The organism is Marinobacter flavimaris (assembly GCF_002933295.1).
In the GTDB taxonomy this organism is placed as follows: domain Bacteria; phylum Pseudomonadota; class Gammaproteobacteria; order Pseudomonadales; family Oleiphilaceae; genus Marinobacter; species Marinobacter flavimaris.
This window is the reverse complement of the sequence record NZ_PSSW01000001.1, coordinates 33,576-45,860: the sequence shown is the minus strand read 5'-3', so window position 1 is coordinate 45,860 and position 12,285 is coordinate 33,576. Positions and strand designations below refer to the sequence as shown.

Sequence of the window (12,285 nt, the reverse complement as noted above, 5' to 3'; positions counted from 1 at the left end):
GATGCACCTTAACTTGAGCTAATACTGAAGTTCAGTATTGCGGCGAAATAAGGCTCTCGACCACCGCCTCACAGACCTGATCCTGATTGAGACCCTCCCCTTTCACCGTCACGTCCGCATACCGGGAATACAGTTCAAAACGCTCTTCGAACAGGGCGTCCAAAGATTGATCCGGCCTCCGGGAAATGCCCCGCATGCTGTGATCGCCGATTCGCTCGATAACCAGTTCAAGCGGGATGTCGAGAAACACGACGGTGCCGTTGCTTTTGAGATGTTCCATGGCACGTTCACTGTAGACGGCGCTGCCTCCCGTGCTGATAACCTTGTGCCGGACATCCAGTTTGAGAAGCACCTGTTCTTCTATTCGACGCAGGGCTATGTAGCCATCCTGGTCTACAATTGCCTGGAGAGTACGACCGGCTTCTTCCTGAATGAGCAAATCGGTATCGACAAACCCGAAACCCAGACGTTTGGCCAGCAGCACACCCACCGTGCTCTTGCCGCTGCCGGGCATGCCGATGAGAACGAGGTTGCGTGTGTCGGTCGGGTTAACCATGATGCTCTGGAGGGACCTCTCCATAGAATGAGAACTGGCCGGCATTAAACGCAGAACGTAACATTTTTACGACACAGCGCGCGCTTTATTCCGACCCGCAAGCCCGTATAATTCAGCCAACGGCGGTATTCAAAGAATACCTGAAGCCGGCCACAGACGGCATCTTTCGCGAGTGAGTAATGAACATCGGCAGATCTCTTCTGATCCCATCCATCGCAGCTCTTGTGCTTGCCCTGTCCGCATCCGCCCTGGCGGACGGCATCAAGCGTATCGTGCACCCGGATGGCACCGTCGAATTCACCAACGTAAAAAGTGCCGGCCAGCCCAGAGCCTCCAGCGGTAACGACACCGTCTACCGCTATACGGATGACAACGGCGTGGTTGCCTACAGCAGTATTCAGCCGGCTGCTGCCGAGTTCGACGTTATCCGTTTCCACTGCTACGCCTGCGACCCGGAATCCAGCGTCGACTGGCGCAAAACGCCGCTGTTCACCAAACCCTTCAATTCAGAAATCCAGACCGCGGCACAGGAGTTCGGAGTTGATCCCGCGCTGGTCCGCGCTGTGATTCACGCCGAATCGGCCTTCAATGAAAAAGCCCTCTCCCCGGTGGGAGCCCAGGGGCTGATGCAACTCATGCCCGGCACGGCTGAAGAACTGGGTGTACGGAACGCGTTGGCGGCGGCCGAGAACATCCGTGGCGGGGTGCATTATTTGGCCAAGATGCTCAACCGGTTCAATGGGGACATCCGGCTAGCCACCGCCGCCTACAACGCAGGGCCCGGTGCCGTGAGCCGCTACCAGGGCGTACCGCCCTACGCCGAAACAAAGGCCTATGTTGAACGGGTTGGCATCCTTCACGAGCGCTATGCTGCGCTGTAGGCCCCTCTGAGGTCCGGGAATCAATGAACTTCAAGCGTCTGGAGACCTTTATCTGGGTTGCCACGCTGGGTAGCTTTCGCAAGGCTGCCGAGCACCAGCACACCACCCAGCCGGCCATTTCCAACCGTATCGCAGCTCTTGAAGACGAGCTTGGCGTCAGGCTGTTCGAGCGCGAGTCCGGGCACAGCAAACTTACGAGCAAGGGGCAGGAGCTACTGCCCTATGCCGAGAAAATTGTCTTCATGGCCCAGCAACTGCGCAAGCGCGCAGACCGGGGAGCCTCGCTCTCCGGCATTCTCCGGCTCGGGGTTTCCGAAACCATTGTGCACTCCTGGCTGCCGCGTTTTTTCCGGGAACTGCACGAAACGGCCCCCAATCTGGATGTGGAAATCACGGTGGATGTCTCCGGCAACCTCCGATCCGGCTTGCTGGATCGCAGCCTGGATCTGGCCTTCCTGATGGGCCCCGTATCTGAGCCGAAAATTGAGAATCGGTCGCTCTGCAGTTTCCCGCTGATCTGGGTAGCCAGCCCGGAGCTGAATCTTCCAGACAAGCTTCTGGAACTAAAAGAGCTCGCCGAGTGGCCCGTCATTACCTATGCCCGAAATACCAAACCCTTTGCTGAAATCAGCCAGAAATTCAGTGAGTTGGACGACCTTCCAGCGCGCTTCTATTCGTCAAGTTCACTGGCAGCCTGCCGGCAGCTGACCCTTGATGGCATTGGTATTTCAACGCTTCCACTAAGCGTGATCAAGCACGAACTGCAAAGCGGCCGCCTGGTCCAGCTCAATACCTCATGGACGCCCTCAGAACTCGCCTTCACAGCCTCCTATTCCGGGGCACCCTTCAACCCGATTGCAGAGTTGGCAGCGAACCTTGGAGTGATGGTCTCCGACGAATACGACCGGACCACACATCACGAAAAGTTATCGCAAGACCTAAAAAACGATAATTAGACTTTTTCACCAGCCGGTATACCCTGAAATTTAGTTGTAAAAGACAATTTCAATCAGGGGTTACCGTCATGCACACCGGTGCGTATTCCGATTTCAAGAACAACCTGCTTGATCAGGCCTCAGAATTACGCGCTCGCATTCGTTCGGGCGACCACACAGCGCCTACAAGTGGCCAGGCCAACAGCCTGCTTCAGGGGAACGTGGTCATCCTGCCGTCCGAATGGGCCGGCGATTTTCTCCTATACTGTCAGAATAACCCGGTTGCCTGCCCCCTGATCGGCATGTCTCAACCCGGAGATCCGGCCCTTCCCGACCTTGGACACGATCTGGATATCCGGACCGATGTACCTGAATACCAGGTATTCCGGAATGGCGAGCGGGCGGAGAAAGTCACGGATCTCAAAAGCCTCTGGCAGGACGACCTGGTGACCTTTGTCCTGGGTTGCTCGTTCTCGTTTGAAGATGCCCTGATCAGGGCCGGCCTCTCAGTCCGGAACGTGGACGAAGGGCGGAACGTTTCCATGTTCCGCTCGAACATCGCTACCCGGCCCGCGGGCCGGTTCAGCGGCAACATGGTGGTTTCCATGCGCCCGTTCAACGGTGCGGATGCCATCCGCGCGATACAGATCACGACCCGCCTGCCAAAGGCCCACGGTGCACCGGTTCACATCGGCGATCCGGCGCTCATTGGCATCCAGGACGTTAACCAGCCTGATTTTGGAGATCCGGTAACGATCAGGCCGGGCGAGCTTCCGCTGTTCTGGGCCTGCGGGGTTACCCCGCAACTGGCCCTCGAGAACGCGCGCCTGCCTTTCGCAATAACCCACGTACCGGGAAAAATGCTGCTTACCGAGCGGCTGAATGAAGAACTGGCGGTACTCTGAAGCCCCAGTTCCCTTTAAACGATAAAAAACAGAAAAACGGGAGATTCACTATGTTCAAAAAACTCGCCACAGCCACCCTGGTTACCGGGGCGCTGCTTACCTCAGCCGTTCAGGCCGATCAATGGCACATGCCAACGCCCTACGGCGACGCCAACCTGCCTACCCAGATCGCCTACGGTTTTGCCGAGGACATCAAGAACGGCACCGATGGTGACATCACCATCACCGTTCACTCCGGTGCATCCCTGGTAAAACACCCGGAAATTCCCCGGGCCGTAAGAACCGGCCAGGTGCAGCTGGGTGAAATCTTCATCGGCATCATGGGCAACACCCATCCGGTGTTCAAACACGACAATATTCCGTTCCTGGCAACCAGCTTCGAAGATGCCAAAAGACTCTGGGAAGCCGCCAAGCCCCAGATCGAGAAGCAGCTGGACAAGGAAGGCATGACCCTGCTGTATACCGTGCCCTGGCCGGCACAGAGCCTGTATACCAAAGCCCCGGTTAACACGCTGGAAGATCTGGAAGGTCTGAAGATGCGGGCTTACAGCCCTTCTACGTCGCGTCTGGCTGACCTGATGAACACCACCCCGACAACGGTTCAGGTACCTGAGATTCCCCAGGCGTTCAGCACGGGCATCATCGACGCCATGATCACCTCGCCGTCCACGGGCGCGAACGGGCAGGCCTGGGATTACCTTTCCCACTACACCGACATCAAGGCCTGGATTCCCAAGAACGTCGTAGTCGTCAACAAGCGCGCCTTCCGTCGCCTGAGCGATGAGCAGCAGCAGGTTATCCTGGATGCGGCCGCCGCTGCCGAGGCCAAAGGCTGGGAAGGCGTTCGCAAGACCGCGGCAGAGGACACTGCCACCCTGGCGGAAAATGGCATCACGGTCTCCGAACCGTCTGATGAACTGATGGCCGAGCTCCAGAAGATCGGCGACATCATGGTGAAAGAGTGGGAACAGGAAGCACCGGAGGAAGTCGGCGCTATCCTCTCCAACTACCGCTAAAAGTTCACTCAACGGAAGCCTCCTGAGTGTTCAGGAGGCTGTTCCGGGAGGCATCCGTTATGAACTCTCTTCGAGAGAAATTTTATCTGGCATCCGGTTACGCTGCTGGTTTCTGCATCGCCCTGATCATGGTCGTCATCCTGGCGCAGATCGTGGGCCGCCTGTTCGGCTTTATCATTCCCTCAGCGGAAGACGTGTCCGGCTGGGCTCTTGCCGCCTCCACCTTCTTCGGTCTTGCCTACACCTTTCATAACGGCGGCCATATCCGGGTGACCCTGGTTATCCAGAAGTGGTCGGCACGGCCAAGGTTCTGGCAGGAGCTTGTCGTCCTCATTTTCGGGTTCGGGCTCGCCTGCTACATGACGTTCTATGGCTGGCACATGGTGTGGGAATCCTACATCTTCGAGGAGGTGTCCCACGGCTATATCCCGATCCCCATCTGGATACCGCAGGTTCCGGTTGCACTGGGAATGACGGCACTCAACATTGCCATCCTGGACGACCTGGTTGCCGTGATTCGCAAGCGCACTCCTTCCTACCAGCAGCATGAAGACGAGATCAATCTGGAGGAAGTGTAATGGATATCGCATTTCTCTCGATTGTCCTGGCAGTTGCGATGATCCTGATGCTCGCCGTAGGCGTGTGGGTCTCCCTGACCCTGGTTGGGGTCGGCATTCTGGGCCTGCTGCTCTCCGGAAACGATCAGATCGGCCTGCTGTTCGCCACGTCCAGTTGGGGCGCCAGTACCAGTTGGTCTCTGACGGCCCTGCCCATGTTCATCTGGATGGGGGAGGTTCTGTTCCGTACACGACTGTCCGAGGATTTGTTCAAAGGGCTGGCCCCCTGGATGGGCGGGCTGCCGGGCAAGCTTCTCCATGTAAACATTCTGAGTTGTGGCATTTTTGCGGCGGTTTCCGGCTCTTCCGCAGCCACTGCCGCAACAATTGGCCGCATGACTCTGCCAGAACTGAAAGCCCAGGGTTACAGCGACAAGATGGCGGTGGGCACCCTGGCCGGCTCCGGTACGCTTGGGCTGTTGATTCCGCCCTCCATTATTCTGATTGTTTATGGCGTGGCCGCCGAGGTTTCCATTGGCCGCCTGTTTATCGCCGGCGCCCTGCCCGGCCTGATGCTGGTCGCCATGTTTATGGGTTACACCATGATCTGGGCCAAGCTCAACAAGGACCAGCTGCCGACCACCAAAAAGGAAAACCTCACGTTCTCGGTCAAGATCAAGGCACTCCGTATGCTGCTCCCGATCGTTGGCCTGATCATTTTCGTACTGGGTTCGATCTATACCGGCTTCGCTACACCAACAGAGGCTGCCGCCCTGGGCGTTTTTGGTGCCCTTATCATTGCGGCCGCAACCGGTTCACTGAGCATTCAGAGCTTCAAGGACAGCCTGTTGGGAGCCGTGAAAAGTTCCTGCATGATCGGCCTGATTCTGGTTGGTGCCCACTTTCTGACCCTGGCCATGGGCTTCCTGGGTATTCCGCGGGAACTGGCCGCCTGGATCGGCAGCATGTCCCTGTCACCGTTCGAACTTCTGGTTGGCCTGACAGTGCTGTTCGTCCTCCTCGGCTGTTTCCTGGACGGGATTTCGGTTGTGGTTCTGACCGTGGCGGTTGTCATGCCGATGGTTCAGCAGGCCGGCATCGACTTGCTCTGGTTCGGGATCTTTATTGTGCTGGTGGTAGAGATGGCACAGATTACGCCCCCGGTGGGCTTCAACCTGTTTGTCATCCAGGCTCTGACAGGTAAAGACATACTGTACGTGGCCCGGGCAGCCCTGCCGTTCTTCCTGCTGATCATGGCAGCACTTTTCCTGATCGGCTGGTTCCCGGAGATTGTCACCTACCTGCCCCAGACCATGAGCCAGGGGTAATGCAGGACACAACGTTTTTCGGAGGTACACAATGAAACTCAACTGCGACATGGGCGAGAGCTTTGGCACCTGGACCAAGGGCATGGATGCCGAAGTCATGCCCTACATTGATATGGCCAGTATTGCCTGCGGGTTTCATGCATCCGACCCGCTGACCATGGACCACACGGTCAAACTGGCTCTGGCCCAGAACGTGACCATTGGCGCCCACCCGGGCTACCCGGACCTGCTGGGGTTTGGCCGTCGGGACATGGACTGCCGCCCGGACGAGCTCAAGGCTATCCTGGTTTACCAGATGGCGGCGCTCAACGGCATCTGCCAGGTACATGGCACTTCCATCTCCTACGTGAAGCCCCACGGCGCCCTGTATAACCGGATGATGGTCGATAACACCACCTTGTCCGTGGTTATGTCCGCCGTTCGCTCCTACGCACCAAAGTGCCCCCTGGTGGTCATGGCAACGCCGGACTGGCAACAGGTCAAGGATCGCGCAGACGAATACGGCATCGAGGTCTGGTTCGAGGCGTTCTCTGATCGCGCCTACAGCGACGAGGGCAGACTGGTAAAACGGTCGGTTCGCGGTGCCGTGCACGAGACAACCGAAGCCATTGAGGCGCAGGTCACCCAGATTATCCGCGAAGGAACGGTCACCTCGATCTCGGGCAAACCTATTCCGATCAAGGCGGACACCATCTGTATTCACGGCGACAGCTACCATGCCGTCGACGCCGCACGGCATATGCGACAGGTCGTGGAAGCGCTATGAGGATCGAGTCGGTCAACGAAAACACCTGCATGGTGTATTTTGGCGACCAGATCGGTGCGGAATCCGCAGGACTGGTCAAGCGGGCCACGGACCGGCTGCGGCGCGACATGTCCGACCTCATTGTTGACCTGGTCCCCTCATACACCTCAATTCTGGTGACCTGGGATCTGGAACAGGCTGACCGGTTTGCCATCGTTCGCAGGGTGCGCGCAGCGATCGACTCCGAGGATGATGGCTCCACCGGGGGCGACTCTGCCCGCATCGTCGAGCTGCCCGTCTACTATGATCGCGAAGTGGGTCTGGACCTGGAGGATGTCTGCGAGCATGCCGGCCTGTCCCGGGACGAGGTCGTTCGCATTCACAGTGAACAGCTTTATCAGGTCTACGCCATCGGCTTCGCTCCGGGGTTTGCCTACCTGGGAAGTACCGACGAACGGATTGCCATTCCGCGGAAATCCACGCCCCGACTGAAAGTCCCTACCGGCAGCGTCGGTATCGCAGGCACCCAAACCGCAATCTACCCGAGCTGCACACCGGGTGGCTGGCAAATCATTGGCCGCACGCCGCAGAAAATGGTGGATTGGGACAGCGACTCTCTGGCCCTGGTACAGGTCGGCGATCAGGTGCGCTTTCGCGCCATAAGCCGGGACGAATTCCTGGAGCTGGGAGGCAACCTCGATGAGCTTTGAAGTCCTCGAACCCGGAATGCTGGCCCTTGTTCAGGATGCCGGCCGCCACGGCTACCAGCATATGGGCGTGACCACCGGCGGCCCCATGGACGAGTTTGCATTTTTCTGGGCGAACCGCCTGCTGGGCAATGATCTCGATGCCCCACAGATCGAAATCACCTTTGGCAGGTTCAGCCTGAAGGCGAACCATGAGGCCTGCATTGCCATTACCGGCGGCGATCTGGGCGCCCGTATCAACGATCAGGCCATTGCGCCCTGGCGCACCCATCACATCAATAAGGGCGACAGACTGGACTTCACCACGCCTGTGAGCGGCTTGCGGGCCTACCTGGCGGTCAGCGGCGGATTCAAGCCAGCCATGAAGCTTGGCAGTTGCGCCACCGTGGCACGCGAGGGCCTGGGCGGCCTGGATGGCAAAGGCGCGAAACTGGCCAAGGGCGATACGCTGGAGTTTGAGAAAAACGCATCGTTTGTTGAAGCTTTTCTTCCCGAGCCGGAAGTCCCCGATTATCAACAACACCTGCGCCTGGGGGTTATTCCCGGCTATCAGTATCGGAGCTTCTCTATAGTTCAGCGGGAGAAGTTTTTCTCGTGCGATTACGAAATCAGCCAGAATATTGATCGCATGGGCTATCGCCTGAAGGGCGATGCGATTCATTCGGATCTGGACGGGATTATTTCGGAAGGGATTGCCTACGGAGCTATTCAGGTGCCCAAAGATGGCCAGCCAATCGTTCTGATGAAAGACCGGCAAACCATCGGCGGCTACCCGAAAATCGGCTGCCTGAGCGCGCTGGATGCAGGCCTTCTGGCCCAGCGTGGGCCGGGATCATCGGTGAGCTTCTTCCTCTCGGACGTTGCCGAGGCCGAAGGCCGCCGAATGCTGTTTAACCAGAGACTGAAAACAGGCGCGCCCGGCGTCAGGTAGACCTGACGCCGGGCGCGTTTTGCACCGATTGTCGCCGCTTATTCCGAGGCGGCAATCAGACTGGCGTTACCGCCCGCGGCCGTTGTGTCGACACATAGGTGGCGTTCGATCACAAATCGCTGATCCAGCGTGTGCTCAGTGATCAGCGGTAGCAACGCACCATCACGCTTGGCCAGTGCCTCGCGATAGGCTTTCAGCAGGGGCTGATCGCCACAGCTGACTACCGCCTCGAAGCCATCGATGGTTGCCAGTGCTTCCGGCTCCAACAGACCCTCGGCGCCAACAATCGGCAGCCCGGCCTTATTCGCTTGATCGACCACATCCTGGGTGCCCGGTGCAATCACCACCACCTTGTTGCCCTGTGACAACGCGGTACCCGCCTGCTCCAGAGCGGTTTCCTTGTCCGGTCCCAGACACAGCACCACGCCACGGGCATGGTTGGACAGGCGGTTGGTCTCACCCGTTGGCCCGGGTAGCGCTTCCACGTGAGCGTCCAGTGGCTCTGGAACATTGCCAAAGATGGGCCGGATTGCGTCCATACGAGCTTCAGGCCTGGACGCCTTCAGTTTGTCCAGCTGCCCGATGAGCTTCTGCAACTGCTTGGCATCCACCTTCCTGGCGTTCGAATCCGCCTCGCGCTCGACCGTTTCACCTTTCAGGAAACGACGGACGTACTGCGGACCACCGGCCTTTGGACCGGTGCCAGACAGGCCTTCACCACCGAATGGCTGGGAGCCCACGATGGCACCGATCTGGTTGCGGTTCACATAGGTGTTACCCACCTTGATCCGGCTGGTAATACGCTCAACGCGGCGATCAACACGGCTGTGGATGCCAAACGTCAGGCCGTAGCCCTTGGCGTTGATGTCGTCCACCACCTTGTCGATGTTCTTCGCCTCGAACGTGGCCACGTGCAGGACTGGCCCGAAGATTTCTTCTTCCAGCTCCTCAATACCACTGACGCTGAGAACTGCCGGCGAAACGAACAGGCCTTTCTCGGGGACTTTCATTTTCTTCAGCAACTTGCCGTTGCGCTCGAACTTCTCGCAGTGGTCCACGATCTTCTTGCGGGCGTTCTCGTCGATCACCGGGCCCACATCCGTGGACAGCAGCCAGGGATCGCCGATGCCGAGCTCTTCCATTGCACCGTAGAGCATTTCCAGAAGGCCATCGGCAATGTCTCTCTGCACATAGAGCATACGCAGGGCGGAACACCGCTGACCGGCACTCTGGAACGAGGACGCCAGCACGTCACGGACAACCTGCTCCGGCAATGCCGTGGAGTCCACGATCATCGCGTTCAGGCCACCGGTCTCTGCCACCAGCGGCGCGTCCGGCGCCATGTTCTCGGTCATGACCTTGTTAATGCGCTGGGCAGTAGCGGTAGAACCGGTAAAGCACACGCCGCTCACCCGCGAATCGGAGGTCAGGGCTGCACCCACGGTTGCGCCGGTACCCGGCACCAACTGGATGGCATCCTTCGGGATACCCGCCTGATGCATCAGTTCCACGGCGCGAATAGCCAGCAGGGATGTCTGCTCAGCCGGCTTCGCCACCACGGTGTTACCTGCCGCGAGGTTGGCCAGAATCTGCCCGGTGAAGATCGCCAGCGGGAAGTTCCAGGGCGAAATACAACACATCACGCCGCGGGCATCGCCGCTGTCTTTATAGCGGATGGCCTCGTTGGCGTAGTACTGTGAGAAATCGACCGCTTCACGGATCTCAGCAACCGCATCCAGCAGGGATTTGCCCGCTTCACGGGTAGTGAGCGCGAACAACTCGGCGTAGTTCTCCTCGTACAGGTCGCCCACCTTGCGAACGCAGGCAGCACGCTCTTCAGCCGATTTGGCGGACCAGCTCTCGAACGCGGCCGCCGCTGAGGTAATCGCGGTGTCTACATCAGCATCGGAGGCCTGGGTGACGTGGCCAACCAGATCATCCGGATCGGCCGGGTTACGTACCACCTGGATTTCGGTACCGGCCACCTCACCCGCAATCAGCGGACCACCTTTCCAGCGATAGTCTTTGTAGGCTCCGCGACCTTTCTCGATCTCGTTAACCGTGACCGGATCGGTAATATCCCAGCCTTTGGAGTTGCGACGCTGATCGCCAAACAGCTTGAACGGGTGCACGATCGCCTTGCTGGAAATGTTATTGCCCATCTCCTCAACACTGACAATCGGGTCCTTGGCGATCTCTTCCGGTGTGATGCGCTTGTCCACAATCTGGTTCACGAAGGAGCTGTTGGCACCGTTCTCCAACAAACGACGCACCAGGTACGCCAGAAGATCCTTGTGCGGGCCAACCGGCGCATAAATGCGACAGGGCACGCCACTGACCTTCAGAACCTCATTGTGCAGGGATTCGCCCATGCCGTGGAGGCGCTGGAATTCGTAGTTGTCCACACCCTTGGTCTTGGCCATTTCGAGAATAGCAGATACCGAATGCGCGTTGTGGGTGGCGAACTGTGGGTAAATCCGGTTCGTCATGTTCAACAGCTTGGTGGCGCAGGACAGGAACGAGACGTCACTGCAGGCCTTGCGGGTAAACACCGGGAACCCGTTCAGCCCCATAACCTGGGCACGCTTGATTTCAGCATCCCAGTAGGCACCTTTCACCAGACGCACCATGAACTTGCGGTCGTACTTCTCGGCCAGTCCGTAGAGCCAGTCGAGGACGAAAGAGGAGCGCTTGCCATAGGCCTGAACAACCACGCCAAAGCCATCCCAGCCTGCAAGCTCGGGATCCGCCACCAGCTCCTCAATCACATCCAGCGACAGATCCAGACGATCCTGCTCCTCGGCATCGATATTGAAGCCCATATTCGCAGCCGCGGCCTTTTTCACAAGTTCGCGGGCCCGGGGCAGCAACTCGTTCATGACCCGCTCTTTGTTGCCGTACTCGTAACGGGCCAGCAGGGCGGAGAGCTTGACCGAGATGCCCGGGTTCTTGCGGACATCGCCCTTGCTCGCCTTGGCAATGCTGTCGATGGCGTTGGAGTAGGAGTCGTAATAACGCTTGGCGTCATCATCGGTGCGGGCAGCTTCGCCCAGCATGTCGTAGGAATAGGTGTAACCCTTGGCCATGTATTCCTTGGCCTCATCCTGGGCTTCATCGATATCGCGACCCAGAACGAACTGTCGACCCATCTCTTTCATCGCCTGACCGGCCACCGTACGGATAACCGGCTCGCCGAAGCGCTTGAGCAGCTTGCGCAGGGTTTCACCCACGGTGTTGCGCTCGGAATCCTTGAGCAGGTTGCTGGTCATCAGCAGGGCAACGGTGGCGGTGTTGATCAGCCCAGAGGACGCCTTGCCCACGTGGGTGCCCCAGGCACCGGAGGTGATCTTGTCTTCGATCAGCTCGTGGATGGTTGTGTTGTCAGGCACGCGCAACAGCGCCTCGGCCAGACACATCAGGGCAACGCCTTCCTTGGTCGTCAGGCCATACTCCGCCAGGAATTTTTCCATGATGGTGGACTTGGCATTCTTGCGAACGCTGCGTACCAGTTCAGCCGCACGAGCGGAAATGGCGTCGCGCTCGGCCTGGGACAACTGGGCACCGGCAATCATCTCGTGGATAACCTTGTGCTCGTCAGCGAGATAATAATCACGAATCGCCTGCCGGCTATCGACAAGCTCGGGCGTCTGTGATTGCTGCGGTCTCATAGTTGTACCCTCTTAGTTGTTTGTCTCTCCGGCATTCTACCGAGATCGACAAAGAC

11 protein-coding genes are annotated in these 12,285 nt (G+C 58.5%); 9 read left to right on the top strand and 2 right to left on the bottom strand.

All coding sequences use genetic code 11. The features are described from left to right. Positions 1-31 precede the first annotated feature (31 nt). Positions 32-556, bottom strand: coding sequence for a shikimate kinase (locus MDHKLMBL_RS00220; RefSeq protein WP_104269843.1), 525 nt, complete (start codon positions 554-556; stop codon positions 32-34). A gap of 179 nt (positions 557-735) precedes the next feature. Here MDHKLMBL_RS00220 and MDHKLMBL_RS00215 point away from each other — a divergent pair, with 179 nt between their 5' ends. The 9 genes from MDHKLMBL_RS00215 to MDHKLMBL_RS00175 all read left to right on the top strand — a co-directional run bounded on the left by MDHKLMBL_RS00215 (position 736) and on the right by MDHKLMBL_RS00175 (position 8,561). Continuing rightward, positions 736-1,437, top strand: coding sequence for a lytic transglycosylase domain-containing protein (locus MDHKLMBL_RS00215; protein ID WP_104269842.1), 702 nt, complete (start codon positions 736-738; stop codon positions 1,435-1,437). A 23-nt stretch (positions 1,438-1,460) separates the two neighbouring features. Further along, entirely contained in the window at positions 1,461-2,393 is a 933-nt protein-coding gene (locus MDHKLMBL_RS00210) for a LysR family transcriptional regulator (protein WP_104269841.1), read from the top strand. Between the two features lie 68 nt (positions 2,394-2,461). Further along, complete coding sequence (locus MDHKLMBL_RS00205; protein WP_008173834.1) at positions 2,462-3,277, top strand: putative hydro-lyase; 816 nt, start codon at positions 2,462-2,464, stop codon at positions 3,275-3,277. 50 nt (positions 3,278-3,327) lie between these two features. Continuing rightward, entirely contained in the window at positions 3,328-4,293 is a 966-nt protein-coding gene (locus MDHKLMBL_RS00200) for a TRAP transporter substrate-binding protein (protein ID WP_104269840.1), read from the top strand. 59 nt (positions 4,294-4,352) lie between these two features. Continuing rightward, positions 4,353-4,871: a TRAP transporter small permease gene (locus MDHKLMBL_RS00195; RefSeq protein WP_008173829.1), complete on the top strand. Its 519-nt coding sequence runs from the start codon at positions 4,353-4,355 to the stop codon at positions 4,869-4,871. After that, the gene (locus MDHKLMBL_RS00190; protein WP_104269839.1) at positions 4,871-6,178 is read left to right on the top strand and encodes a TRAP transporter large permease; all 1,308 of its coding nucleotides are present in this window, start codon (positions 4,871-4,873) and stop codon (positions 6,176-6,178) included. The genes MDHKLMBL_RS00195 and MDHKLMBL_RS00190 overlap by 1 nt, the downstream gene beginning before the upstream one ends. A 31-nt stretch (positions 6,179-6,209) precedes the next feature. Beyond that, complete coding sequence (locus MDHKLMBL_RS00185) at positions 6,210-6,944, top strand: 5-oxoprolinase subunit PxpA (protein WP_008173825.1); 735 nt, start codon at positions 6,210-6,212, stop codon at positions 6,942-6,944. After that, positions 6,941-7,633 carry a 5-oxoprolinase subunit PxpB gene (pxpB, locus tag MDHKLMBL_RS00180; RefSeq protein ID WP_104269838.1) on the top strand — a complete coding sequence of 231 codons (693 nt, stop codon included), beginning with the start codon at positions 6,941-6,943 and terminating at the stop codon, positions 7,631-7,633. The genes MDHKLMBL_RS00185 and pxpB overlap by 4 nt, the downstream gene beginning before the upstream one ends. Continuing rightward, positions 7,623-8,561, top strand: a complete 939-nt coding sequence (locus MDHKLMBL_RS00175; RefSeq protein WP_008173820.1) for a 5-oxoprolinase subunit C family protein — start codon at positions 7,623-7,625, stop codon at positions 8,559-8,561. Before pxpB ends, MDHKLMBL_RS00175 begins: the two co-directional genes overlap by 11 nt. 38 nt (positions 8,562-8,599) lie before the next feature. Here MDHKLMBL_RS00175 and putA read toward each other — a convergent pair whose 3' ends face one another. Beyond that, entirely contained in the window at positions 8,600-12,229 is a 3,630-nt protein-coding gene (putA, locus tag MDHKLMBL_RS00170; RefSeq protein WP_104269837.1) for a bifunctional proline dehydrogenase/L-glutamate gamma-semialdehyde dehydrogenase PutA, read from the bottom strand. Between the last annotated feature and the right edge of the window lie 56 nt (positions 12,230-12,285).